24 protein-coding genes are annotated in these 23,512 nt (G+C 70.0%); 11 read left to right on the plus strand and 13 right to left on the minus strand.

Annotation, left to right across the window (positions count from 1 at the left end):
• Positions 1-21: 21 nt before the first annotated feature.
• Together AB7F93_RS06365 and AB7F93_RS06370 are read left to right on the plus strand one after the other, a co-directional pair.
• Positions 22-1,353 carry an aromatic ring-hydroxylating oxygenase subunit alpha gene (locus AB7F93_RS06365; protein WP_428302051.1) on the plus strand — a complete coding sequence of 444 codons (1,332 nt, stop codon included), beginning with the start codon at positions 22-24 and terminating at the stop codon, positions 1,351-1,353.
• Complete coding sequence (locus AB7F93_RS06370; RefSeq protein ID WP_428302052.1) at positions 1,350-1,904, plus strand: aromatic-ring-hydroxylating dioxygenase subunit beta; 555 nt, start codon at positions 1,350-1,352, stop codon at positions 1,902-1,904. Before AB7F93_RS06365 ends, AB7F93_RS06370 begins: the two co-directional genes overlap by 4 nt.
• Before the next feature lie 156 nt (positions 1,905-2,060).
• Here the strand turns inward: AB7F93_RS06370 and AB7F93_RS06375 are convergent, their stop codons facing one another.
• The 9 genes from AB7F93_RS06375 to AB7F93_RS06415 form a co-directional block, all read right to left on the minus strand.
• Positions 2,061-3,254 carry a benzoate/H(+) symporter BenE family transporter gene (locus AB7F93_RS06375; RefSeq protein WP_428302053.1) on the minus strand — a complete coding sequence of 398 codons (1,194 nt, stop codon included), beginning with the start codon at positions 3,252-3,254 and terminating at the stop codon, positions 2,061-2,063.
• Positions 3,255-3,415: 161 nt separating this feature from the next.
• The gene (gene djlA / locus AB7F93_RS06380) at positions 3,416-4,156 is read right to left on the minus strand and encodes a co-chaperone DjlA (RefSeq protein ID WP_428302054.1); all 741 of its coding nucleotides are present in this window, start codon (positions 4,154-4,156) and stop codon (positions 3,416-3,418) included.
• Between the two features lie 5 nt (positions 4,157-4,161).
• Positions 4,162-5,730 (minus strand): chorismate-binding protein, encoded by a 1,569-nt coding sequence (locus AB7F93_RS06385; RefSeq protein WP_428302055.1) that lies wholly within the window; start codon positions 5,728-5,730, stop codon positions 4,162-4,164.
• A gap of 154 nt (positions 5,731-5,884) precedes the next feature.
• The gene (locus AB7F93_RS06390; protein ID WP_428302056.1) at positions 5,885-6,652 is read right to left on the minus strand and encodes a TerC family protein; all 768 of its coding nucleotides are present in this window, start codon (positions 6,650-6,652) and stop codon (positions 5,885-5,887) included.
• 109 nt (positions 6,653-6,761) lie between these two features.
• Positions 6,762-7,424, minus strand: coding sequence for a glycerophosphodiester phosphodiesterase (locus tag AB7F93_RS06395; protein ID WP_428302057.1), 663 nt, complete (start codon positions 7,422-7,424; stop codon positions 6,762-6,764).
• Between the two features lie 6 nt (positions 7,425-7,430).
• The gene (gene can, locus AB7F93_RS06400) at positions 7,431-8,051 is read right to left on the minus strand and encodes a carbonate dehydratase (protein ID WP_428302058.1); all 621 of its coding nucleotides are present in this window, start codon (positions 8,049-8,051) and stop codon (positions 7,431-7,433) included.
• A gap of 173 nt (positions 8,052-8,224) precedes the next feature.
• Positions 8,225-9,448, minus strand: coding sequence for a CaiB/BaiF CoA transferase family protein (locus AB7F93_RS06405; RefSeq protein ID WP_428302059.1), 1,224 nt, complete (start codon positions 9,446-9,448; stop codon positions 8,225-8,227).
• The gene (locus AB7F93_RS06410) at positions 9,448-10,650 is read right to left on the minus strand and encodes a 3-oxoadipyl-CoA thiolase (protein WP_428302060.1); all 1,203 of its coding nucleotides are present in this window, start codon (positions 10,648-10,650) and stop codon (positions 9,448-9,450) included. Before AB7F93_RS06410 ends, AB7F93_RS06405 begins: the two co-directional genes overlap by 1 nt.
• Before the next feature lie 31 nt (positions 10,651-10,681).
• Positions 10,682-11,449 (minus strand): HpcH/HpaI aldolase family protein, encoded by a 768-nt coding sequence (locus AB7F93_RS06415; protein WP_428302061.1) that lies wholly within the window; start codon positions 11,447-11,449, stop codon positions 10,682-10,684.
• 183 nt (positions 11,450-11,632) lie between these two features.
• On the opposite strand from AB7F93_RS06415, the gene AB7F93_RS06420 reads away from it, so the two are divergent.
• The 8 genes from AB7F93_RS06420 (at position 11,633) to AB7F93_RS06455 (ending at position 18,170) form a co-directional block, all read left to right on the plus strand.
• Positions 11,633-13,960, plus strand: a complete 2,328-nt coding sequence (locus AB7F93_RS06420) for a chemotaxis protein CheA (protein ID WP_428302062.1) — start codon at positions 11,633-11,635, stop codon at positions 13,958-13,960.
• Positions 13,960-14,400, plus strand: coding sequence for a chemotaxis protein CheW (locus tag AB7F93_RS06425; protein WP_428302063.1), 441 nt, complete (start codon positions 13,960-13,962; stop codon positions 14,398-14,400). Before AB7F93_RS06420 ends, AB7F93_RS06425 begins: the two co-directional genes overlap by 1 nt.
• A 79-nt stretch (positions 14,401-14,479) precedes the next feature.
• The gene (locus AB7F93_RS06430) at positions 14,480-14,851 is read left to right on the plus strand and encodes a response regulator (protein WP_428302064.1); all 372 of its coding nucleotides are present in this window, start codon (positions 14,480-14,482) and stop codon (positions 14,849-14,851) included.
• Position 14,852: 1 nt separating this feature from the next.
• Positions 14,853-15,959, plus strand: a complete 1,107-nt coding sequence (locus AB7F93_RS06435) for a protein-glutamate methylesterase/protein-glutamine glutaminase (RefSeq protein ID WP_428302065.1) — start codon at positions 14,853-14,855, stop codon at positions 15,957-15,959.
• Entirely contained in the window at positions 15,949-16,794 is an 846-nt protein-coding gene (locus AB7F93_RS06440; RefSeq protein ID WP_428302066.1) for a CheR family methyltransferase, read from the plus strand. Before AB7F93_RS06435 ends, AB7F93_RS06440 begins: the two co-directional genes overlap by 11 nt.
• A complete protein-coding gene (locus AB7F93_RS06445; RefSeq protein WP_428302067.1) occupies positions 16,791-17,231 on the plus strand; it encodes a chemotaxis protein CheX in 441 nt (146 codons plus the stop codon). Before AB7F93_RS06440 ends, AB7F93_RS06445 begins: the two co-directional genes overlap by 4 nt.
• A gap of 43 nt (positions 17,232-17,274) precedes the next feature.
• Positions 17,275-17,637 (plus strand): response regulator, encoded by a 363-nt coding sequence (locus AB7F93_RS06450; protein ID WP_428302068.1) that lies wholly within the window; start codon positions 17,275-17,277, stop codon positions 17,635-17,637.
• A gap of 59 nt (positions 17,638-17,696) precedes the next feature.
• Positions 17,697-18,170, plus strand: coding sequence for a hypothetical protein (locus tag AB7F93_RS06455; RefSeq protein WP_428302069.1), 474 nt, complete (start codon positions 17,697-17,699; stop codon positions 18,168-18,170).
• Positions 18,171-18,447: 277 nt separating this feature from the next.
• Here the strand turns inward: AB7F93_RS06455 and AB7F93_RS06460 are convergent, their stop codons facing one another.
• The 3 genes from AB7F93_RS06460 to AB7F93_RS06470 all read right to left on the minus strand — a co-directional run bounded on the left by AB7F93_RS06460 (position 18,448) and on the right by AB7F93_RS06470 (position 21,053).
• Complete coding sequence (locus AB7F93_RS06460) at positions 18,448-19,812, minus strand: L,D-transpeptidase family protein (RefSeq protein WP_428302070.1); 1,365 nt, start codon at positions 19,810-19,812, stop codon at positions 18,448-18,450.
• Positions 19,805-20,110, minus strand: a complete 306-nt coding sequence (locus AB7F93_RS06465) for a hypothetical protein (RefSeq protein WP_428302071.1) — start codon at positions 20,108-20,110, stop codon at positions 19,805-19,807. Before AB7F93_RS06465 ends, AB7F93_RS06460 begins: the two co-directional genes overlap by 8 nt.
• Before the next feature lie 73 nt (positions 20,111-20,183).
• Entirely contained in the window at positions 20,184-21,053 is an 870-nt protein-coding gene (locus tag AB7F93_RS06470) for an alpha/beta fold hydrolase (protein ID WP_428302072.1), read from the minus strand.
• Between the two features lie 169 nt (positions 21,054-21,222).
• Here AB7F93_RS06470 and AB7F93_RS06475 point away from each other — a divergent pair, with 169 nt between their 5' ends.
• Positions 21,223-22,839, plus strand: a complete 1,617-nt coding sequence (locus tag AB7F93_RS06475) for an AMP-binding protein (protein ID WP_428302073.1) — start codon at positions 21,223-21,225, stop codon at positions 22,837-22,839.
• Here AB7F93_RS06475 and AB7F93_RS06480 read toward each other — a convergent pair.
• Entirely contained in the window at positions 22,824-23,411 is a 588-nt protein-coding gene (locus AB7F93_RS06480) for a DNA-3-methyladenine glycosylase I (RefSeq protein ID WP_428302074.1), read from the minus strand. The two genes, AB7F93_RS06475 and AB7F93_RS06480, sit on opposite strands and share 16 nt — an antisense overlap.
• Positions 23,412-23,512: the final 101 nt, after the last annotated feature.

The following is a 23,512-nucleotide window of genomic DNA, read 5'->3' on the forward strand; positions in this document are numbered from 1 at the left end:
AAACCTTACGGAGGAGGCGAGATGTCGGCACCGGAAATCCTGGACGCAGCCGGCGCGGCGGCGCTGGTGGACGTGGAGCAGGGGCTCGCGAGCCGCCGCCTGTTCGTGGACGAGACGCTGTTCGAGCTGGAGATGGAGCGCATCTTCACCAGGGCCTGGGTGTTCGTGGGCCTGGAGAGCGAGATCCCGAACGCCGGCGATTACGTGACGCGTTCGCTGGGGCTGGATCCGGTGATTCTGGTGCGCGACCAGCACGGCCGGGTGCAGGTGTTCCACAACAGCTGCCCGCACCGTGGCGCGATGATCTGCCAGGCCGACAGCGGCCACGTGAAGGGCTTTGTGTGTGCCTACCACGGCTGGGCGTTTGGTCTGGATGGCCGTTTCCACAGCGCGTTTCACCCGAAGGAGTTCTACCGCGGTGCGGTGCCGTTCGATCAGCTCGGCCTGCACCGCGCGGCGCAGGTGGACACCTACGGCGGCATGGTATTCGCCACCTGGGACGCCACGGCCCCGCCACTGTCGGACACGCTCGACGACACCGTGCGCTGGTATTTCGACATGTTCTTCGCGCGCACGCCGCAGGGTCTGGAGGTGCTGGGGCCGCCGCATCGCTGGGTGTTCGAGCACAACTGGAAGGTCGGCCCCATCAACTTCTGCGGCGATGGCCCGCACGCACCGCTGCTGCACAACCCGGTGAGCCAGATGGCGGTCGGCGAGTCGGCCGAGCAGTTCATGAACGCCATCATGGGCGAGAGCCCGGACGTGATGCTGGGCCACGGCAGCGCCATGCTGCTGAACCTCACCCCCGGCGAGCGGCTCGACTTCGTCGGCTATCACCCGGAGTTGGTGAAGCTACACCGGCAGATGCTGGACGACACGCGGTTCGGTTTTCTCGGCCGCATGATGACCAGCGTCGCGACGCTGTTCCCGAATCTGTCGCTGATGCAATTGCCGGTGCGCTTTGACGCCGGCGAGCCGTCCATCAACTTCTTCGCGCTGCGCCTGTGGCAGCCGATCAGCGCCACGCGCACCGAGGCCTGGCACTGGTTCCTCGCCGACCGCGAGCTGCCGGACGACTGGAAGGCCCGCACGCTGAAGGCCGGCCTGCGCTCGTTCTCGGCCGCCGGCACCTTCGATCAGGACGACTCGGAGGCGTGGTCGGCCATGACGCGTGGCATCCGCGGGCCGGTCGGCCGCCGGCTCGATCTGAACTTCCAGGCCATGCGCGGCTGGCGCGACGATTTCTGGGACGACTTTCCCGGCCCCGGCAAGACCTGTCGAAACATGTTCACGGAAGCGACCGAATTCGAATACCTGGTCGAATGGCGGCGCTGGATGGCGGGGGAAAAATGAGCGCAGCGACCCAAGCCGCCGCGGCCGACACGCCGTGGCTCACCGGCACGCCGGTGGGTGATGCCGACTATCGGCGCGTGAGTGAGTTCCTGTTCCACGAGGCGCGCCTGCTGGCGAGTCGCCAATACCCGGCGTGGCTGGCCCTGCTGGCGCCCGATATCCACCACCGCGTGCCACTGCAGCAGTTCGTCAAGCGCGGCGAGGAGCGCAGCTACGGCGAGGCGCCGCCGTGGCTCGATGAAACCCGCCACAGTCTCGGCATCCGCGTGCGCCAACTGATGACGCCGCAGTCGAACGCCGACCGCGTGCCGAGCTTTCTGCGTTACTTCGTCACCAATATCGACGCCGTGGTGGCGCACGACGGCATCCGCGTGGCAAGCCAGGTGCTGCTGCTGCGCGTGCGGGCCAACAACCCGCAGCCGTTCCTGCTGAGCGCCGCGCGAGAGGATCTGCTGCGCCCGGCCGATGGCGGTCTGCTGCTGGCGCGGCGCGAGGTACAGCTCGACATGCCGATCATCGACGCGCCGAATCTCGCGTTATTTCTGCAGTAGGTGCTTGAAAAATTCCTTCCGTGGAATTTTTCAATTCGCAGCAGCGCGGTACACGTCCGCGCTGCGCTCCGTCAATCGAGGGGAGAGCCCCTCGATTGACGCCGGGGCATCCTGCCCCGGACCGCCCCGGACACGTTGACGCCTCCGCAGGCCGTCTCACTGCCCCTGCACGGCGGCGCGCAGGTCCTCGCGCTCCAGCAGCGCCGACGCCACGAACGCGAACACCAGCCCCCAGAACGGCGCGCCGATGCTCAGGATCGGCACGTTGGCGACGGTCACGACGAACGCCACCAGCGCACCCAGCGGACAGCGGCCGCGAAACGCGCTCTGGAACGCGCCCTGCAGCACGCGCAGCATGGCAAGCCCGCCGAGCAGTCCGATCAGCGCGATCGGCAGCGCCAGCGCAAAGCGCGTCGCGGCCGGTGCGAACAGGCCAAACAGCACCATCGCCCCGCCGCACACGAGGCCGCCGAGCCAGTGCGACTCGCGCGCGCCGCTGCTGACGAGAATGCCGCTCACGGGCCCGGCAAGACACGTCGGCACCGAGCCCACGGCCGCGAACGGCAGGCTGCCGAGCCCGCAGGCGACGGTGACCGCGCGCACCGGCGGCGCGTGCCCGGCCTGTTGCAGCACGGCAAAGCCCTGCGCGTTCTGGATGGCGAGCACGGTCACCGCCATCGGCACCACCAGCTCCAGCATGGCCTGCACCGAGAACGCCGGCGCGCACAGGCGCGGCTGCGCCAGCAGACCCGCCGAGGCCCCAAGCGGCTGCATGCCACCAAGCAGCACGGTGGCGGCCACGCCCGCGATCAGCGCCGCCAGCACCGGCGGCACCCTCCGGCCGAGCGCCGGCAGCACGGTGAACAGCACAAACGTGCCGAGCGTGATCGCCGCCACCGCCGGCAGCTCGCCGAACGCCGTCACCACGCGCAGGCCAAACGGCAGGAACACGCCCGCCACCATGCCCATCACGATCGGCATCGGCACCCGGCTCATCACGCGGTTCACCACGCCGCTGGCGCCGAGCACGGCCATCAGGATGCCGGTCACCCAGCAGGCGCCGATGACTTCGGCAAAGCTCAGGTGGTCCAGGGCCGGCGGCAGCAGCAGCGCGCCCGGTATGGTCCAGGCCATGCCGAGTGGCTGGCGGTAGCGCCAGCACATCCAAAGCGTCAGCAGGCCGCCCAGGCCATAGGCGCCGAAGATCCACGACGCTATGTCTGCCGGCGCCAGCCCGCCGCCACGACCGACCGTGATCAGGATGGCGAGCGACCCGGTGGCGGCGAACAGAAACGCCGTGATGCCGTTGCTGAAGGCGTGGCGCAGGGCGCCTTCACTCGACGCAAGCACTACGTTGGGAGGGACTGAAGGGTGTTCGTTGGACGGCACGGGTGTTTCTCCTCAATGGGGTTTGTCGGAAACCGATCCCTCTCCCCCAGCCCCTCTCCCGCGTGCGGGAGAGGGGTGCGCGGCAGCGCGGGAGAGGGCGGCGCGGCAGCGCTGTAAAGGGCTCAGAACCCACGCGCCTCGCGAATACGCCGGTAGGCGTCGTTGATGGTCTGCGCGCGCGTGGTGGCGGCCGGGTCGTCGCCGGCGCGGTCCGGGTGATGGCGGGCCATCAGGCGCCGGTAAGCGCGCTTGATGGCGGCGGGTTCGGCGTCGGCCGGCACGCCGAGCACGGCATAGTCCTGTTCGAGCCGCGGCCGAACCCGGCCGGCAGCGTGCCGCCCTCCGCCCTGCGCCTGCCCCAGCACGGCATCCAGCATCGCCGCCGGCAGACCAAATTGCGCCAGCACGCCGACCAGCGCCTGCCGCGAGGCGGGCGACAGGCGCCCTTCGGCTTGCGCGACCGACACCTGCATTTGCAGCAATGTGTTCAGAACGCGCAGGTCGGCACCGGCGTGGGTGCGCACGTCCGCCACGCAGCCGGCGACGGAAAAATCGGCCTGCTTGCCGCGCGCGAAGCGGTCCTGCGCGCGCCGCCGCTGCGCGGGGTCCAGCCGCAGGCGCTGCATCCAGGCTTCGGCTACGGCGATCTCGGCCTCGCCGACGCGGCCGTCGGCCTTGGCGATGTGCCCCATCAGCGCAAAGCCGCCGTCGATCAGCAGCGTGAGCCGCGGCTGGCGACCGGGCAGCGCCGGCGCGGGTTTGCTGGCGCGGTCGAGGTTGTGCCCGGCGGCGGCCCCGAGCAGCGCGCCGATCGGCCCGCCGATCGCAAAGCCCGCCACGCCGCCGATCAGTTTGCCGAGCATCCCCATCAGGGCGAAACCAGCCGCGCCGCCAGCCAGCCGCGCAGGGAATTGAACACTGCCAGCGCCTGCACCGTGGCCAGTTCGTCGCGCCGCAGCAGGCCCTCGCGCAGACGGCCCGCGCGCAGCAGCGCCGCCCGGTAGGTGCCGGGCAAAAGGCCACAGCGCAGCGGCGGCGTGTACCAGCGCCCGCCGCGCAGGAAGGCGACGTTGGCGATGCTGGTTTCGGTGATCTCGCCGCGGCGGTTCCACAGCAGCACGTCGTCGGCCTCGGGGTGTTCGGTACGCGCCCGATCGTACAGGCCGCGTTGGGTGGTCTTGTGGAACAGCAGCGCGTCCGCGGCGTCGACCGGTGCGTCGGCCAGCGCCAGCGTCCACAGGCGCCGGCCGGGCCAGTCGAAGGCCTGCGCGGTGATGTCGAGCTGGCCGTCCGGGTGCAACACCAGCCGCACGCGCTGCACGCCGGGCGCGAAGCCGGCGGCGGCGCGTTCCAGCGCCACGCGCGCCGCGCCGGGCGCGAGCGCAATCCCCGCCCACAGCGCCGATGCGCGCAGCCGCGCGAGGTGCTCGTCGAGCAAAAAATACCCCTCGCCAGGCACCCAGCGCAGCGTTTCGATCAGACCGAACACCGGCGGCGGCCGGCGCAGCGCGCGGGTCTTCAAGCGGCATTCGCGCGCCTCGGCGGCCGGCACGGAATCCCACACGATGCCGCTGCCGGTGCCGTACTCGGCCTGCCCGCTGTGGCGGTCCACGTGCAGCGTACGGATGGCGACGTTGAACTGCGCCGTGCCGTCCGGCGCGGCGTAGCCGATCGTGCCGCAGTAGATGCCGCGCGGCGAGCGCTCGCGGGCGGCGATCTGCCGCATGGCCTGTACCTTGGGCGCGCCGGTGACGGACGCGGCCGGGAACAGCGCGCGCAGCGTGTCGGTGAGGCCGGCCCGGGTCTGCGCCTGCACGCGGCTGATCATCTGCCACACGGTCGGGTGGCGCTGCACCTCGAACAAACGCGCCACGCGCACGCTGCCGGGGCGGGCGATGCGGCCGAGGTCGTTTCTCACCATGTCGGTGATCATCAGGTTCTCGGCCTGTTCCTTGGCCGAATGACGCAGCGCGCGGGCGAGGCGGCGGTCCTCCGCCAGCGTGCGCCCGCGCCGGGCGGTGCCCTTCATCGGCCGGCTTTCGATGTGCTCGCCGTGGCGCACGAACAGCCACTCCGGCGAGGCGCTGGCGAGCACGTGGCGGCCGAGGTCGAGATACGCGCCGGCGGTGGCGCCGCGCGCGGCGGCGCGAAACCAGGCCCACGGATCGCCGCCGAAAACGGCCCGCAGGCGCTGCGTGTAGTTGACCTGGTAGCAGGTGCCCGCGGCGAGCACGCGGCGGATGTCGACCACGGCGTCGAGGTACTCGGCATCGGCGATTTCCGGTCGCCAGGCTGCGCTCGGCGGCGCGTCACCGGCAGCCAGGTGCACCGCGTCGACTCGCCGGTAAAACCCGAACCACGCCAGCGGCAAGGCGCCGTTTGGGTGGCGCACCGCGAGCGCGGCATCAAACGCCGGCGCCGCCTCGTAGGTGAGCATGCCGACCGCATACAGGCCATCGGCGAGCGCGCGCTCGACCTGCGCGAGCGCGGGCAGAACGTCGCCGACCGCCGTCGCCTCGACCGCGCCCGCGGGCGCGCCAAAGCGCAGCCAGCGTCCGTCCGCCGCGCGCAGCAGCGGCGCGGTGGGAGCGTTACCGCTCAGGCGGCTGGTCCTCCACGTAGGCGCTGCGCAAATGCACCGGCGCCACGGCGCGGCGGCGCACGCGGATGTTCAGCATCTCCACGCCCACCGAGAAGGCCATGGCGAAGTAGATGTAGCCGCGCGGGATGTGCGCGTCGAAGCCCTCGCCGATGAGCGCCATGCCGACCAGCACCAGAAAGCTCAGCGCCAGCATCTTGACCGTCGGGTGGCGCTCGATGAAGGCGTGGATGCCGCTCGCCGCCACCAGCATGATGCCGACCGAGATCACCACCGCCAGGATCATGACCGGGATGTCGTTGGCCATGCCAACCGCCGTCAACACCGAGTCGATCGAGAACACGATGTCGAGCAGCACCACCTGCACGATGACGGCCGCGAACGAGGTCACCGCCCGCGCCGAGGCGGCGCCTTCCTCGCCCTCCAGGCTGGAGTGGATTTCGAGCGTGGCCTTGGCGAGCAGGAACAGGCCGCCGGCGACCAGGATCAGATCCCGCCCGGAAATCGCCTGCCCCAGCAGCGCGAACAGCGGCTGCGTGAAGCCGAGCAGCCAGGACAGCGACAGCAGCAGCAGGATGCGCATGCCCATGGCAAGGCCGAGGCCGATCTGCCGCGCCTTGGCCTGCTGCGCCACCGGCAGCTTGGCCACCAGGATGGACAGGAAAATGATGTTGTCGATGCCGAGCACGATCTCGACCGCGGTCAGCGCGGCGAGCGCCACCCAGGCCTCGGGGCTGCTCATCCAGGCGAAGAAATCCATTCAGACCTCCGGTTGTTGTTGCGGGGATGGGGGCGTCATGTGTGGGAGGCCCGCCCTCGGGCCGAACGGCTGAAATTCGCGCCGGGGGCGGCGCTCCCACCCCGTCTCGTCATGGCTGGTCGCTGAAGATGCCGTTGACGCCGAGCGCCGCCAGGCGCGCCGCCGTGTCGGCGTCGTTCACGGTGAACACCCACAGCGCGCAGCCGGCGCCACGCGCGGCGGCCACGGCATCCGCATCGGCGTGTTCGAGCGCGCAGGCGATCACGCGCGCGCCGAGCTGCTCTGCCATCGCCACCGCGGCGGCGTCCACCTGTTCGCACAGCACGCCGAGCGGCAGGTCCGGCAGCGCCGCGTGGAGCGCTGCGAGCTGCGGCCAGTCGAAGGACGAGCACAGCAGCGCGTCGGCCGACCAGCCGGCGAGCAGCGCATCGCGCAGCAGCGGCAGCAGGCGCGGCGCGACGCGCGGGCCCTTCAATTCCAGGTTCACCGCGCAGCGGCCGCGGCACAGGTCGAGCACCTCCTGCGGCAGCGGGATGCGCTCGCCGTGGCCGGCGTCGAGCGCGCGCAGCGCCGCGACGGTCTGTGTCGCCACCGGGCCGTGGCCGTCGGTGGTGCGCTCCAGCGTGTCGTCGTGGATCACGACCAGGCCATCCGCGCAGGCCTGCACGTCCACTTCCACCCAGGTGGCGCCAAGTTCAATCGCCCGCCGGACGGCCGCCAGCGTGTTCTCGGGTGCCAGCGCGCTCGCGCCGCGGTGGGCGATGCGCAGCACGGGGGGTCAGTCCGCCAGCTTGGCGAAATCGTCCGGCCCGGCGCAGCTCACGTGCAGATCGTTCACCAGCCCGTCGGCGATGCCGTAGATCCAGCCGTGCACGGTCACGTCCTGGCCGCGCGCCCAGGCGGCGCGCATGACGGTGGTGTCGCACACGGCGCGCACCTGTGCGCGCACGTTGTGCTCGCACAGCGCGTCGAGGCGCTGGCCATCGGGCAGCACGTCCACCTCGTGCCGGCAGCGGTGGTAGACGGTCTCGATGTTGCGCAGCCAGTTGTCGATGAGGCCGAGCGGCTGGCCATCCATGGCCGCCTTCACCGCGCCGCAGCCGTAGTGACCGACCACCATCACGTGCTTGACCTGCAGCACTTCCACGGCGAACTGCAGCACCGCCAGGCAGTTGAGGTCGGTCTGGTGCACCAGGTTGCCGACGTTGCGGTGCACGAAGATTTCGCCCGGCAAGAGACCCACGATCTGGTTGGCCGGCACGCGGCTGTCCGAGCAGCCGATCCACAGGTACTGCGGCTGCTGCTGGCCCACCAGGCGGCTGAAAAATTCGGGGTCGGCGGCCTTGGCGCGGGCGGCCCAGGCGCGGTTCGCTTCGATGAGATTGTCGAGGTCTGACATGGGTATGGAGTAGTGGGGGATGGGTTGTCGATCCGGCCGGTTGAACGCACGCTTTCGCCAGCGTCGCCGGGCACGCCTTCCCCGCCGCAGGGGTTCTTTTCCCCTCCCCCGCGTGCGGGGGAGGGGCAGGGGAGAGGGTGCTCGCCAGGCATCACGCAACGATTATGCCGGCCTCACACCACGCCCGCGGCGCGCAGCGCGGCGATGTCGGCGGCGCTCTTGCCGAGCAGGTCCGCGAGCACCGTGTCGGTGTGCTCGCCAAGCTGCGGCGGCGGCAGGCGGTACTCGACCGGCGTGTCCGAAAAACGCAGCGGGCTGCCGACCAGCGGCACCGGCCCGGCGGCCGGGTGATCGAGGCTGATCTTCATGCCGCGCGCCTTGACCTGCGCTTGCTCGAACACCTGCGCCATGTCGTTGATGCGCCCGCAGGGCACGTCCACGGCGCACAGCGCGTCTTCCCAGGCCTGCGCCGGGCGGGTGGCGAAGATGGTCTGCAGGCGCGCGATGAGTTCCTCGCGGTTACGCACCCGCCCGGCGTTGCGCGTGAAGCGTTCGTCGGCGGCCAGATCGCCCGCGCCGGCCACCGCGCACAAACGCGCGAACTGCGCGTCGTTGCCCACCGCCAGCACCAACGGCCCGTCGGCGGCGGCGAACACCTCGTAGGGCACGATGTTGGCGTGCGCGTTGCCGTAGCGGCCCGGCACCTTGCCGCCGATGAAATAGTTCATCGCCATCACCGCCATGCTGGCGACCTGCACGTCCAGCAGCGCGAGATCCACGTACTGCCCCCGCCCGCTCACGCCGCGCTGCACCAGCGCCGCCAGCACGCCGATGGCCGCGTGCATGCCGGTGGTCAGATCCGCGTAGGCGATGCCGAGCTTCTGCGGGCCGCCGCCGGGGCGGTCGTTGCGCTCGCCGGTGACGCTCATGAGCCCGCCCATGGCCTGGATGATGAAGTCGTAGCCCGGCCGGCTGGCCAGCGGCCCGGTCTGCCCGAAGCCGGTGATGGAGCAGTACACCAGGCGCGGGTTGATGGCCGCGAGCGCCGCGTAGTCGAGCCCGTAGCGGGCAAGATCGCCGACCTTGAGGTTTTCGATCAGCACGTCGCTCGCGGCGGCGAGCTCGCGGATCAGCGCCTGACCTTGCGGCTGGGTGAAGTCCACCGTCACCGAGCGCTTGCCGCGGTTGGCGGCGAGGAAATAGGCCGCGTCCGGCGTGTCCTGCCCGGCGCGGTCCTTGAGGTAAGGCGGCCCCCAGCTGCGTGTGTCGTCGCCGCGGCCGGGGCGCTCGATCTTGATCACGTCGGCGCCCATGTCGGCCAGCATCTGGCTGCACCACGGCCCGGCCAGCACGCGCGACAGATCGAGCACCCGGATGCCGGCGAGCGGACCTGGCATCACACGCGCTCCAGGATCACCGCCAGGCCCTGCCCCACGCCGATGCACAGGCTCACCGCCGCGTAACGCCCACTGCCCGCCGCGAGCGCGCGCGCCGCGGTGAGCGCGAGCCGCGCGCCGGACGCCCCGAGCGGATGACCGATGGCGATGGCGCCGCCGTTCGGGTTGACGCGCGCGTCGTCGAACGGCAGGTCCAGGAGCTTCAGACACCCCAGCACCTGCGCCGCAAACGCCTCGTTGATCTCGATGACGTCCATCTCATCGAGCCGCAGTCCGGCGCGTTCCAGCGCCTTCGGGATGGCGAGCGCGGGGCCGATGCCCATCACGCGCGGCGGCACGCCGACCGCGGCGCCCGAGAGGATGCGCGCGAGCGGTTTGATGCCGAGCCGCTCACCGAGCGCCCGGCTGCCGACGATGAGCACCGCCGCGCCGTCGTTGATGCCGGACGCGTTGCCGGCGGTGGTGACGCCGCCTGGATTTAGCGCCTTCAGGCGCGCCAAGCTGTCGAGCGTCGTTTCGGGCCGCGGGTGCTCGTCCGCGCTCACCACCACCGGGGCGGCCTTGCGCGCGGCCGGCAGTTCCACCGGCGTCAGCTCGTCGGCAAAGAAACCCTCCGCCAGTGCCCGCGCGTAGCGGGCCTGCGAGCGGGCGGCGTAGGCGTCGCTGTCCTCGCGGCCAATGCCGTACTCGGTGGCCACGTTATCGGCGGTCTGCGCCATGCTGTCGTCGCCGAATTCGGCGCTGATGCGCGGGTTCGGGAAGCGCGCGCCGATGGCCGAGTCGAACACCTTGAAGTCGCGGCTGAACGCCTGCTCGGCCTTGCCGACCACGAACGGCGCCCGGCTCATGCTCTCGACACCGCCGGCCAGGAACAGCTCGCCCTCGCCGCAGGTGACGGCCCGCGCCGCGTCCAGCACCGCCGCGAGCCCGCTCGAACACAGGCGATTCACCGTCTGCCCCGGCACGCTCCCGCCGAGTCCCGACAGCAGCGCCACGTGGCGGGCCACGTTGCGCGCGTCCTCGCCGGCCTGGCAGGTGCAGCCGAGCAGCACGTCCTCAACGCCGGCGCCGGCAAGGCCGTAACGGTCGATCACCGCGCGCGCCACCTGCGCGGCGAGGTCGTCCGGGCGCAGCGGCGCGAGCGCCCCGCCGTGGCGGCCGAAGGGCGAGCGCAGGCCACCGTAGAGGTAGGCGTCGAGCATGGGTTGATCCTCGGATGGACGCCGACGGGCGTCAGGACTGGAAGCGTGAGATTGCCGCCACCGCGGCGGTGCGCAGCAGGATGGCGTCGGCGGCGATCAGGAAAAAGCTGGCGCCGAGCGCCGCGTAGTCGGCGGCGATCTGCGCGTCCGCACAGTACACGCCGGCCGCCTTGCCGGCGGCGCGGATGCGCGGCAGGGCGGCCTCGATGGCGGCGCGCACCTCCGGGTGCGTGGGCTGCCCCAGGTGCCCCAGAGCCGCGGCCAGATCGGCCGGCCCCAGGAACACGCCGTCCACGCCGTCCACCGTGGCGATCGCGTCGAGTGCGTCGAGCCCGGCGCGGGTCTCGATCTGCACCGCCAGGCACAGCTCGCCCGGAGCCTTGGCGTAGTAATCCGTCACCGCGCCCCAGCGGGCGGCGCGCGCCATGCCGGCGCCGACGCCGCGAATGCCGCGCGGCGGGTAGTGCATGGCCGCCACCAGCGCGCGCGCCTGCTCGGCGCTGTCCACCATCGGCGCCAGCAGGCTCTGCACACCCAGGTCCAGCACCTGCTTGATGCGCGCGGCGTCGTGGTCCGGCAGGCGCAGCACCGGCGCCACCGGATAGCCCGCCAACGCCTGCAGCTGCGCCAGCACCAGGCGCAGGTCGTTCGGCGCGTGCTCCCAGTCGATCAGCAGCCAGTCGAAACCGGCGGCGGCCATCAGCTCCGTGCTGTGGGAATCGGCCAGTGCCAGAAACGCGCCGAGCTGGCGCCGGTGCCCGGCAAGCGCGCGTTTGAAGGGGTTCTCGGGCAGGTTCACAGGGTCGCTCCGGGGTGGCGCAGCACGGGCATTTTCCCAGACCTGATGCTCCGCCGGCTTGGGCGGGGAAAGGGCGCTCGGCGGGCCATTTAAAGATTCCTTCTTGCCAGCAGATAACTGCTACGACCCGGCCGCTCGCTGCGCTGCGAGCCGCCCTACCCACCAATCTGCGCGGCGCCCCTGATGGACGAACAAGACGAAATCATCAGCGAATTCCTGGTCGAGAGTCAGGAGAACCTCGATCGGCTCGATCAGGACCTGGTCGCGCTGGAGAGCGAGCCGGGTTCGCGCGAGCGCCTGGCGAGCATCTTTCGCACCATCCACACGCTGAAGGGTACGGCGGGCTTTCTGGCGTTCGGCACGCTGGAGCGCCTTGCGCATACCGGCGAGAGCCTGCTCAGCCGCCTGCGCGATGGCGAGCTGCACTACACCGCCCCACGGGCGACCGTGCTGTTGGAGATGGTGGACGCGATTCGGCAGATGCTGGGCAACATCGAGGCGACCGCCAGCGAGGGTGCCGTTGACTGCGATGCCTTGATCAAGCGCCTGGCGACGCTGACTGAGGACGATGCACCTGCCGCAGCGGTGGAACCGGCTGCGCACAGCGAGCTGGTTGCGCAAGCGGACGAGGGCGACGTGGTTGCGGCGAAGCAGACGCAACTCGCCATCGCAGAACCGCCTCCGGCGCAGGTGCTGGCGCCGGTGACGGCCGAGGCGCCGCCGGCTGAAGCGGCGGTTGCGGTCGTCAAGCCCGCCGAGGAGTCGCAACTTGCCCGTGTGACACCGCTGCCGAAAACTGCCAGCGTGCCGGCTGACGATGCCGGCGGCGAGGCGCGCGGCAGCATTGCGGACGCCAGCGTGCGCGTGGACGTGCGCCTGCTCGACCGGCTGATGAACCTGGTCGGCGAACTCGTGCTGGCGCGTAACCAGATCCTGCAGCACCCGGTGCTGCGGGAGGACGCGAGCACACACGGCGCCTCGCAGCGGCTCGACCTCATCACGTCCGAGCTGCAGGAAGGCGTGATGAAGACCCGCATGCAGCCGGTCGGCAGCGCCTGGGCCAAGTTCCCGCGCGTGGTGCGGGACCTGGCGGTCACCTGCGGCAAGCAGGTGCGGCTCGAAACCGACGGCGCCGACACCGAACTCGACCGCACCATCCTGGAGGCGATCAAGGATCCGCTGACGCACCTGGTGCGCAACTCGGTCGATCATGGCATCGAGACGCGCGAGAGGCGCCTTGAAGCCGGCAAGGGCCCAACTGGAACATTGACGCTGCGCGCCTACCACGAAGGCGGCAAAGTGGTGCTGGAGATCAACGACGACGGCGGCGGCATCCACACCGCCAAGGTGAAGGCGCGCGCGCTGGAACGCGGGCTGATCACGCCTGAGCGGGCGGCTGCCATGTCCGAACACGACCTGCAGAACCTGATCTTCCTGCCCGGTTTCTCGACCGCCGACGCGGTGTCGAACGTGTCCGGCCGCGGCGTCGGAATGGACGTGGTCAAGACCAACATCGAGCGGATTGGCGGCAGCATCGACCTGCAAAGCAGGTTGGGTCAGGGCACGTCGATCAAGATTCGTATCCCCCTCACGCTCGCCATCGTGCCGGCGCTCATCGTCACCAGCGAGGGCGAGCGCTACGCCATACCGCAGGTGAACGTGCTTGAGCTGGTGGGCCTCGACGCCGCGCAGGCCGAGCGGGACGTGGAGCACATCCACAACGTGCCGGTGTACCGCCTGCGAGGCAACGTGCTGCCGCTGGTGTACCTGCACCAGGTGCTGGGCCAGGCGTCAGTGGTGACGCCGGCCCCCGCCACCATCGTGGTGGTGCAGGCCGACGATCGGCAATTCGGTCTGGTGGTGGGCAGCGTGCACGACACGCAGGAAATCGTCGTCAAGCCGCTCGGGCCGGAGCTGAAGGCCATCCCCGCTTACGCCGGCGCCACCATCATGGGCGACGGCCACGTGGCGCTGATTGTGGACGTGCCGGGCATCGCCCAGCTGGCCGGCCTGATGTCGGAAGCGCGCATGATGCGTCAGGCGGCCGCGCAGGGGCGCGGCGCCGACGAAGGCGCCTCCAACAAGCAGATTCTTCTGCAGTTCGAGGCGCGCGGCGGGGCCTGTTTCGCCGTGCCGCTGCACACCGTTGCGCGGCTTGAGGAGATCGACCCGCAGCGCATCGAGAGCACGGCCGGCCAGCAGGTCGTGCAGTACCGCGGCGGCATGCTGCCGCTGGTACGCCTTGATGAGTCCCACAACGGCTCGGCCGCGGTGTCCGTCATCGTCTGCGGCGAAGGCGAACAGCACGTCGGCTTCGTCATCGAACGCGTGCTCGACATCGTCGAGCAGACGGTGGAACTGGAACGCGAATGCAAGGGCGGTGAGCTGCTCGGCACGGCGGTCATCGCCGGTCGGGTGACGGACTTGCTCGACATGGCGGCGGTCGGACGCGGGGCCGGCATTCAGGCATTTGATCGGCGCAAGCGTGTGCGCCTGCAGGAGGTGGCGTGATGGCCGGGTCAGTCCAATTCTGCACGTTCTACGTCGGGGATCGGTACCTGGGCGTCGAGTTGTTGCGCGTGCAGGAAGTCAACCGCCTGCAGGACGTCACCCGGGTGCCGCTGGCGGCGCGCGTGGTCAGCGGCCTGATCAACCTGCGCGGGCAGATCGTGACCGCGTTCGACCTGCGCGCGCGGCTCGGTTTGCCGCCGCGCGAGGACGCGCAACGCCCGATGAGCGTGGTGATGCGCGGCGAGCAGGCCATCCGCAGTTTTCTGGTCGATCACGTCGGCGACGTGGTGGAAGCGGACCCCGAGACGTTCGAGCCGCCGCCGCAGACGCTCGACCCGGCCGCGCGCGATTTCGTGCGCGCGGTGTGCAAGCAACCCGGGCGCTTGCTGCTGGTCATCGACCCTGAGCGGATCGTCGAGGCCATCAACGCGGCCGCCTGAGGCCGCCTCTGCGCAGCGTTAACGGTCAAGGCCACTCCGTGCGCAGACGGCGCACAGCAGCCTACGGAGAATTTTTTTCATGCAGGCTTTGGTAATCGACGATTCGCGCGTGATGCGCAAGCTGCTCGGCGGCATGCTCGGGCAGTTCGGTTTCGAGGTAGCCGAAGCCGGCAACGGTGTGGAGGGCCTGCAGCGCCTTGGCGCTGGCCCGCTGCCGAACGTGGCCCTGGTCGACTGGAACATGCCGGAGATGGACGGCGTCGAAATGATTCGCGCCGTGCGTGGGCGGCGCGACTGGGATCAGCTGCGCGTTTTGATGGTGAGTTCCGAGACCAGCCCTGGGCAGGTTGCCCAGGCGCTGGCGGCCGGCGCCGACGAGTACCTGATGAAACCGTTCACGGCCGACAGCCTGCGCGCGAAGCTCGAAATGCTGGGTCTGGTGAGTTACTGACGTGGAGCCGAGACGCATCCTGATCGTCGACGACTCGGCTCTGATGCGGCGCCTCGTGTCGAAGGCGTTGGAGGGGCAGGCCGATCTCGTGGTCGTTGGCACTGCGGCCGACGGCGTGGCGGCGCTCGACGCCATCGAGCGGCACCGTCCGGACCTGGTGACGCTGGACGTGGAAATGCCGCAGATGGACGGTCTGACGGCGCTGACGCACATTCGTCTGCGCTGGCCGCGCCTGCCGGTGATCATGTGCTCCACGCTCACCGCGCGTGGCGCGGAGGTCACGCTGGATGCGCTTGCCAAGGGGGCCAGCGACTACGTTGCCAAGCCGAATTCCGCCACTGGTCTTGATGCCAACCTGAAGGCCTTCGGTGACGAACTGACGCGCAAGCTGCGCGCGCTGTTACACCTTCGCGGGCCGGTCAAGCCGGACATCGCCGCGGCGCGTACGGTTCAGCCGGCAGCGGCGCCAATCGCGCCGCCGCAGTCATCACGCTGCGGGTCGCATCCCGTCCGCCTGCTTGCCATTGGCTCGTCCACCGGCGGCCCGAATGCGCTGGCCGAGGTGCTGCGCCACCTGCCGGCCAATTTGCCGGTGCCGGTGGTCATCGCCCAGCACATGCCGCCGGTGTTCACGAAGCTGTTGGCCGAGCGGCTCGATGGCATCTGCAAGCTGCCGGTGCGCGAAGGCAGCGAGGGCGTCGAACTGCTGCCCGGCACGGTATGGCTGGCGCCGGGCGACCACCACATGCTGATCGCCAGCCGCAACGGTCGCCCGGCGCTGCATCTGGACCAGAGCCCGCCGGTCAATTTCTGCCGTCCGGCCGTGGACCCGCTGCTGCAATCGGCCATCGAGTTGTACGGCGGCGACGTGCTGGCCGTGATCCTGACCGGCATGGGGCGCGACGGCCAGCAGGGCTGCCGCCAGCTCTACGCGGCCGGTGCCAGCGTGTACGCCCAGGACGAGGCCACCTCGGTGGTGTGGGGCATGCCGGGGGCGGTGGTGCAGGCGGGTGTCGCCCAGCGCGTGCTGCCGCTGGCGGACATCGGGCCCGCCATTGCCGCGCGCTTGACCTCGCCGGTCGCGGGGGGGATGCGGCATGCCGGCTAACGCGACGGACTTCGCCTATATCCGCAAGTTCCTCTACGACAAGTCGGCCATCCAGGTCGGCGACGACAAGGATTACCTGATCGACTCGCGCCTGACGCCGGTGCTGCGCAAGCACGGCGTGGCGGATTTTGGCGCGCTGGTGCAGCGCCTGCGCGCCAACGGCGGTGATCCGCTGGCGGTGGCCGTGATGGACGCGATGACCACCAACGAGACCTATTTCCTGCGGGAGCCGGCGCTGTTCGACGAGTTGGTCAAGAACTGCCTGCCGGCTCTGATGGCCGCGCGCGCGGCCACGCGGCGCCTGCAGATCTGGAGTGCCGCCTGCTCGACCGGGCAGGAACCGTACGGCCTCGTCATGCACATGCGCGAGCGGCTGCCGCAATTGCGCGACTGGCAGGTGCGCGTGGTGGCAACCGATATTTCGCCGAGCTGCCTGGCGCAGGCCGCAAGCGGCGTGTACCGGCAGCTCGAAGTCAACCGCGGCCTGCCGGCGCCGTACCTCCTCAAGTACTTCACGCGCAAGGGCCTCGACTACACGCTCAACGACGACATCCGTCAGGCGGTCGAGTTCCGACCGCTAAACCTTGTCGGGGGCTGGCCGATAGACATCAAGCCGGATCTGCTGCTGATGCGTAACGTGCTGATCTATTTCGATCAGCCGACCAAGGCGGCGATTCTGGGCAAGGTGCGACAGGCGCTGGCCGCGGATGGCTATCTTGTACTCGGTGCGGCCGAGACCACCCTTAACGTGGACCCGACCTTCGAGCGGCTGACGCAAGGCGTCTACCGCCAGGGTGGCGTGAACCTGAACCTCAAGCAAGGAAATTGCCGATGAACATCAGCGAAGCCGACTTGGAAGCCCTGACGCGCGACGTCTGGTCAACGATGATCGGGATGGATCTGGTGGACGCCGTCATGGCCGGCACGCCTGGCGCGGGCATCAGCAGCCAGATCGAGATTCAGGGCGACACCGACGTCGCCCTGCGTATCGACTGCAGCATGGAGTTGGCGCGCAAGGTGGCCGCGCGGCTGTTCGACATGCCGGAAGATGAAATCGAGACCGAGTTGGTGCTCGACGCCATGAGCGAGATGGCCAACATCATCGGCGGCAACTTGAAGGGCTTGTGGCCAGGCGCCATCAAGCTGTCGCTGCCGGTGTCCTGGGAGTCCGCGCAGAGCGACCCCAATGAGCATTTCTGGAACGTCGCGCGGGGTTTCGACTCCGCCGACGGGTCGATGCTGGTCCGCGTCAGCGGCGACGGCGGCAACTGAGCGGCGCGATTTCCCTTCTCCAACCAGTCAGGACGTGGTGGCAATGAAAATTCTCGTAGTGGACGACAGTAAAGCCATGCGCATGATCGTGCGCCGAACCCTGCGTCAGGCGGGTTTTGACCAGCACGATGTCGAGGAAGCCGAGAACGGCGCCCAGGCGCTGGACATCATCCGCAAGGCGCCGCCGTCGGTGGTGCTGTCGGACTGGAACATGCCGGAGATGTCTGGCATCCAGTTGTTGCAGGCGGTGCGCGAGGAGGGGCACAAGGTGAAACTCGGCTTCGTCACGTCGGAAACCGCCGACGAAATGCGCTCGCTCGCCGCCGAACACGGCGCCGCGTTCATGATTACCAAGCCGTTTACCGAGGATACGTTTCGGCACGTGCTCGAACCGATTCTCGGCTGAGGCCGGCGCGGCCCCTGGTTTGCCCCCAATCCCCACTTGATGCTCAGAAGGAACTTCGCATGGCGCTCAAGGCACTACCCACCGCAGACGCCGTCGCCAAACTGATCGCCTCGCTGGCCGGCAAGAACGTTACTGTGACGGCTGGTTCGAAGTTGAAGGCGCCACCCATGGGCAGCGCGATCGGCGTGTGCATGGATGAGACGCCGAGCGTGGCTGCCGTCATCGTGGCCGATGTCGCCCTGGCGGCCGCGGCTGGCGCTGCGTTGGCAATGATTCCCCCCACCGCCGCGCAGGATGCGGCGCGCAGCGGCGTCCTGCCCGTGAACATGGCCGACAACTTCCGCGAGGTGACCAACATCATGTGCAGCCTGCTGACTGCCGCCGGCGGCCGTGGCGTGCGCCTGACGGACTTTTCCGTGGCCGGTGCGCCGTCCGCTGCCGAGGCCGTGTTGGCAGGCACCGGCGCGCGGCTGGATCTGGTCGTGGACGTGCAGGGTTACGGCAAGGGCCAGCTCGCCATCATCTCGGCCTGATTCGTCCACTCGGGCCGGGGGCAGCTTGCGTGTCTGAGCTTGCGTGTCTGGACGGGCACTCCGCCCCGTTTCCCGGCGCCATTGATGCGCGGCCGTCAGCCAGCTTGTCGCGTGATGGGGTTGCGCTGAACGCGAACACCGATGGCAGACTCCGACTCCGTCGGCGCCTGTCATTCGAAGGTGGCCTCTAAGGCCTAAGGCCAGGCCGACTAGCCCGACAAAGCGCTTGCCTTGTTGCAAGCGCAGCTTGAGCGGCCCTCCGACTTCGCACCCGGCCTCAGGCGCCGGCGTCGGTAGCGGCGCCGGGCGCGGGTTTCACTTGCGTGCGCAGGCCGAGGTCTACCTCGATGCGGCGGGCGACGCGTTCGGCGTGCTCGCGGTCGGCAAAGGGGCCGGCCGTGACTTCGTGGCGGCCGGCGAACGGCCGGTGCTCGGCGCGTACCGGCGGCCCCAGGTGGCGCAACTGGGCGACCAGCTTGCGCGCGTTGCTCTCGCCGCTGTAGCTGCCAAGGTCGAGGTACCAACTGCCGCGTGACGACGGCGCGGGCAGGCTGGCCAGCGGGCGGACTTCCTCGTGCAGCGGCAGGCTGGCGACAAACGCCGCCTGGTCGGGCGCGGACTTCAGCACCGGCAGCGGGTAGCCGGGCTTGGCCTGCACGTAGGTGCGCACGCGCGCCCAGTCGACGCTGGCGTCGTCCCGGCCGCGCGCGGCGAGCGCCTTGCGGATCGCGACCGAGGCGACCGCCTCGGCTTCGGTGGCCGTCATGGCGTGTTCTTCGAGCGGCTTGTGGACTTCAAGCAGCAGCAGCTCGCCCTGCCAGCCGACCAGGATGGGCTGGTTCACCACCGTCACTTCCGAGCCGACGGTGGTCTGGTCGTACAGGCGGGTGATGTCTTCCGGGTACAGCTGCAAACAGCCGTGCGTGACGCGAAGGCCGGTGCCGGCCGGCTTGTTGGTGCTGTGGATGATGTAGGTCGGCCAGCCCAGATCCACCACGTGGGTGCCGATCGGGTTGTCGGGCCCGCCCGGCACCACCGCCGGCAGCGGGTCGCCGCGCTGCGCATGCGCGCGGCGCACCGAGGCCGGCACGCGCCAGTCCGGATACGCCCGCTTGCGGGTGACGTAGGTACTGCCGAGTGGCGTCGGGTAGGCCTCGCGGCCGATGCCGATGGGGTAGCTCACCACCCGCCGTTTGCCGGACGCGTCCGCCGGCAGAAAGTGGAACAACCGCCGCGCGGCCACGTTGGCGACCAGGCCGCTGCGCGGCGCGTCCGGCAGGATCTGCGCCGTCGGCAGCACCACCTCGCGTCCCTCGCCGGGCAGCCACAGGTCCACGCCGCGGTTGGCCCAGACCATCTCGTCGTAGCCGAGGTGAAACCGCCGCGCGATGTCGAGCAGGGTTTCCTCGCCCCGTACCCGCGTCGCCTGCAGGGCGCCGACCACCTGCTGCGTGGGTTCGACTTCCAGCGTGAGCTGCGGGCCAGGCGCCGTCGCCCGGGGCGGCGGCTCTACCTTGGGCGGTGGCGGTGGTAGCGGCACCACCGGTTCCTTCATGCAGCCGGCGAGCAGCAGCGGCAGCAACAACAGGCCGCGCGCGAGCGGGCCGGGGACAGTCAGGCGGGGGGTGGTGCGCTCAGGCATTACCGACGTTGCGGTCGAAGGGGGAGTGGAAGTAGGAGCTTTCCTCGGCCGACTCGCGCGCCTCGTCGAGCAGCGCGTGCAGGCGCATCTCGGCGGTGGCCATCTCGGCGCAGGAGCGGCACGACGGGTCGGCGCACGGCTGGTGGGTGTACAGCCAGAAATGCACGATGCCCGACAGCATGCCGGACGCGATTTCCCAGGCATCGGCGTCCGGGTTCGCATCCAGCAACTCGTTGCCCAGTTCGACCACGCGGTCGGCAACGTCATCGAACGGGGAACTGGGATGGGCGGGGTTCATGACGGTAACCCTCGCGGGCGTGGCGGCAACGGCGCGCATTCTAGCGCCGCCGCCGCCGCCGGGTTTGATCGCCTCAGCCGCGCAGGAAATCAAGATGCAGCCGGTTGAACAGCTCCGGCTCCTCCCACTGCGGCCAGTGGGCACTTTGCTCCAGCACCACCAGGCGCGCGTCCGGGATGTGGCGCATGGCCGCTTCGGCCAGTTCCACCGGCTGGCCGGGGTTGTGGCGCGTCCACAGCACCAGCGTCGGGCACTGGATGTCGCGCATCAGGTCCGGGCGCATCCACTGCGCGGTCCAGGCGTCGTCCACTACGCGGCCGAGCGTCGACACGGCGATCTTGCCCATGTGCTGCTGCATGCCGGGCTGGGCGTAGATGGCGTAGCGGATGGCCACCACCTCGTCGGTGAGTGTCTTCTCGGGCTCTGCCATCAGCCAGGCCATGCGCGCGCGCACGGCGTCCATGGTGAGGTTGCCGGCGGCCTTCTTGGAGCGCTCCAGCGCGTCGATCAGCTCCTGTTTGCCCTTGTCGTTGGGCGGCGCGAGGATGCCAGTGTTCAGCACCAGCTTGCTGACCCGCTTGGGCTCGCGGATGGCGGTCCAGGCCGACACCATTGCGCCGAGTGATTCGCCCGATAAACAGGCCGACTGCGCGCCGATGGTGTCCATGAACGCCAGCAGGTGATCCGACCACACCTGCATGGTGTAGTCGCCGTCGTAGTGGTCCGTGTAGCCGTGGCCCAGCATGTCGATGGCGTACACGTGGAAGTGCTTCGCGTGCTCGGCGAGATTGCGCATGTACGCCTCGGCGTGGCCGCCGGTGCCGTGCAGGAAGATCAGCGGCGGGCCCTCGCCGCACTCGATGGCGCGCGTGCGGTAGCCGCCCGCCTGATAGAAGGTCTGCTTGAACGGCACGCCCAGCATGTCCACCCAGATGGTGCTCATGTCCTGCTCCTCGTCGGGTTGTGTTGTGATTGCGGCGACAGGATCACGGCGCTTGGCGGCGCCAGTGGTCTGCGTGCCCGGCAGTCTAGCAGCCGGTGCCGCTGCGACCGGACCGCAGTGCCCGGCGCAGGCATCACAACGACAAGCATCGACAGGACGGAGAACGCCGATGGAACCCCTGCTGGTCAAACACATCGTCGAGCGGGCAGCGACCTGCTTCCCGCGGCGGCAGATCGTCGCCCGCACCGCGGGCGAGGGCCGCTTCGCCTACACCTACGCCGACTTCTACTGGCGCATCCAGCGCGCCGCGCACGTGCTGGACGGGCTCGGCGCCGGCCGCGGCGAAACCGTCGGCGTGCTCGGCTGGAACACGCACCGGCACCTTGAAATCGACTACGCGACGCTCTGCAAGGGCTCGATTTACCTCGGCCTCAACTTCCGCCTCGACGTGGACGCGCTGGTCTACACCTGCAACCTCGCCGAGGTGCGCGTGCTGGCGCTGGACCCCGAGCTGCTGCCACTCGCCGAGCAACTGGTGGCCGCGGGTGCCAACACGATCCGGTCCTTTCTGCTGCTCGGCGATGGCCCGGCACCGGCCACCGCGCTCGCGCCCGTGTTCGACTACGAAACCGAGCTTGCCAAGGCGCCGGCCGAGTACGCCTTCCCGGACGACGTGGACGAGAACGCCACCGTGTGCGTCAGCTTCACCGGCGGCACCACCGGCCGGCCCAAGGGCTGCCCGTACTCGAACCGCTTCCTCGTCCTGCGGGCGCTGACGCGCCAGTCGGCGCAGTCGCTGGGGCCGTATCACGGCGACGACGTGCTGCTGGTGATCCCGCCCATGTTCCACGCGCACGCCTTCAACCTGCCGATGGACGGCATGATCGCCGGCGCGAAATTGGTGCTGCCCGGCGTGCACCCGGACGGCCACGCCGTGGCGCGGCTGATTGCCCAGGAGCGCGTCACGCGCCTGATGGCGAACCCGGTGCTCGGCAAGCTGGTGCTGGCCGCCGCGGCCGAGCGCGAGCACGATCTTTCCAGCCTGCGCTACGTCGGCTTTGGCGGCGACATCGTGCCGCGCGACATGGCGCAGCGGTTTCTCTCGATGGGCGTGAAGCTGCGCTGCGGCGGGCACGGCATGGCGGAATCGCTCGCCGACCACACGGCGGCGTTCTACGGCGAACTCGCCGGCGCCGACCCGGACGCCGCCTTTACGCGCATGCTGGACGAGAACTCCGGCCTGCCCATCGTCGGCGCGCAGGTGCGCATCGTGAACGCGGCCGGCGTCGAGGTCGCGGCCGACGGCGTCGAGACCGGCGAGATCCAGCTCAAGGGCTGGCACGTCATCGCCGAGTATTTTCGCGATGCGGCCAACACGAAGGCGCTGTTCACGGCCGACGGCTGGCTGCGCACCGGCGACGTCGGCGTGCGCTTCGCCGATTCCAGCATTGCCTTCGTCGGGCGCAGCAAGGACATGATCAAGTCCGGCGGCGAGTGGATCCCGTCGCTCACCCTCGAACACGCGCTGTCCGAGCACCCGACCGTGGCCGAGGTGTGCGTGATCGGCGTGCCGCACGCCACCTACGGCGAGCGGCCGCTGGCGCTGCTCACCGCCCGGCCGGGCCAGACGCTCGACGCGGCGGCGCTGCGCGAGTTCCTCGAACACCGCCTGCCGCGCTGGATGGTGCCGGACTGCCTGCCGGTGGACGACATCGCCAAGACCACCGTCGGCAAGTTCAACAAGACGCTGCTGCGCGAGCGCTACCGGGGTTACTTTGAGGCCTGAACGGCGCCCGCCAGCGCCGTCCAGCGCGGGCAGCCCTGCAGGTGGTCGTTGACCACGCCCACCGCCTGCAGGTAGGCGTAGCAGATGGTGCTGCCGACGAAGCGAAAGCCGCGCCGCTTGAGGTCTTTTGAGAGCGCGTCGGACAGCGCCGTGCGCGCCGGCACCTCGGCCATCGCGTGCCACACGTTGTGGAGGGGCCGGTCGTCCACCCAGCGCCACAGGTAGCGGTCGAAGCTGCCGTGCTCGGCCTGCACCGCAAGATACGCCCGCGCGTTGCCGATGGAGGCGTCGATCTTGAGCCGGTTCCGCACGATGCCCGCGTCGGCCAGCAGCCGCGCCCGGTCGGCGTCGCCGAAGGCCGCCACGCGCGCCGGGTCGAAGCCGCAGTACGCCGCCCGGTACGCGGCGCGCTTGTTGAGGATGGTGGACCACGCGAGGCCGGCTTGGGCGCCTTCCAGGATCAGGAACTCGAACAGGACGCGGTCGTCGTGCTGTGGCACACCCCACTCGGCGTCGTGGTAGGCGATGTCGAGCGCGCCGCGCGCCCAGGGGCAGCGTTGGGAGTCGGTCATGGCTGTCTCGGCGAGGAGCGTGGCAGGGCGTGTAATGATTTGCCGGGCGCCGCGTCTAAAGCGCGGTTGTCGGATAAGGGCAACCCGGCGCGGGCCGTGCG

The sequence above is a fragment of the Immundisolibacter sp. genome (assembly GCF_050250495.1).
GTDB lineage: Bacteria > Pseudomonadota > Gammaproteobacteria > Immundisolibacterales > Immundisolibacteraceae > Immundisolibacter.

Coding starts and splice junctions, on each gene's coding strand:
- AB7F93_RS06470 (WP_428302072.1), bottom strand. CDS start 21,053: ATGAGCACCATCTGGGTGGACATGCTGGGCGTGCCGTTCAAGCAGACC.
- AB7F93_RS06480 (WP_428302074.1), bottom strand. CDS start 23,411: ATGACCGACTCCCAACGCTGCCCCTGGGCGCGCGGCGCGCTCGACATC.
- AB7F93_RS06440 (WP_428302066.1), top strand. CDS start 15,949: ATGCCGGCTAACGCGACGGACTTCGCCTATATCCGCAAGTTCCTCTAC.
- AB7F93_RS06445 (WP_428302067.1), top strand. CDS start 16,791: ATGAACATCAGCGAAGCCGACTTGGAAGCCCTGACGCGCGACGTCTGG.
- AB7F93_RS06475 (WP_428302073.1), top strand. CDS start 21,223: ATGGAACCCCTGCTGGTCAAACACATCGTCGAGCGGGCAGCGACCTGC.
- AB7F93_RS06365 (WP_428302051.1), top strand. CDS start 22: ATGTCGGCACCGGAAATCCTGGACGCAGCCGGCGCGGCGGCGCTGGTG.
- can (WP_428302058.1), bottom strand. CDS start 8,051: ATGTCAGACCTCGACAATCTCATCGAAGCGAACCGCGCCTGGGCCGCC.
- AB7F93_RS06460 (WP_428302070.1), bottom strand. CDS start 19,812: ATGCCTGAGCGCACCACCCCCCGCCTGACTGTCCCCGGCCCGCTCGCG.
- AB7F93_RS06455 (WP_428302069.1), top strand. CDS start 17,697: ATGGCGCTCAAGGCACTACCCACCGCAGACGCCGTCGCCAAACTGATC.
- AB7F93_RS06465 (WP_428302071.1), bottom strand. CDS start 20,110: ATGAACCCCGCCCATCCCAGTTCCCCGTTCGATGACGTTGCCGACCGC.
- AB7F93_RS06390 (WP_428302056.1), bottom strand. CDS start 6,652: ATGGATTTCTTCGCCTGGATGAGCAGCCCCGAGGCCTGGGTGGCGCTC.
- AB7F93_RS06420 (WP_428302062.1), top strand. CDS start 11,633: ATGGACGAACAAGACGAAATCATCAGCGAATTCCTGGTCGAGAGTCAG.
- AB7F93_RS06430 (WP_428302064.1), top strand. CDS start 14,480: ATGCAGGCTTTGGTAATCGACGATTCGCGCGTGATGCGCAAGCTGCTC.
- djlA (WP_428302054.1), bottom strand. CDS start 4,156: ATGCTCGGCAAACTGATCGGCGGCGTGGCGGGCTTTGCGATCGGCGGG.
- AB7F93_RS06410 (WP_428302060.1), bottom strand. CDS start 10,650: ATGCTCGACGCCTACCTCTACGGTGGCCTGCGCTCGCCCTTCGGCCGC.
- AB7F93_RS06405 (WP_428302059.1), bottom strand. CDS start 9,448: ATGCCAGGTCCGCTCGCCGGCATCCGGGTGCTCGATCTGTCGCGCGTG.
- AB7F93_RS06370 (WP_428302052.1), top strand. CDS start 1,350: ATGAGCGCAGCGACCCAAGCCGCCGCGGCCGACACGCCGTGGCTCACC.
- AB7F93_RS06450 (WP_428302068.1), top strand. CDS start 17,275: ATGAAAATTCTCGTAGTGGACGACAGTAAAGCCATGCGCATGATCGTG.
- AB7F93_RS06385 (WP_428302055.1), bottom strand. CDS start 5,730: ATGCTCACCTACGAGGCGGCGCCGGCGTTTGATGCCGCGCTCGCGGTG.
- AB7F93_RS06425 (WP_428302063.1), top strand. CDS start 13,960: ATGGCCGGGTCAGTCCAATTCTGCACGTTCTACGTCGGGGATCGGTAC.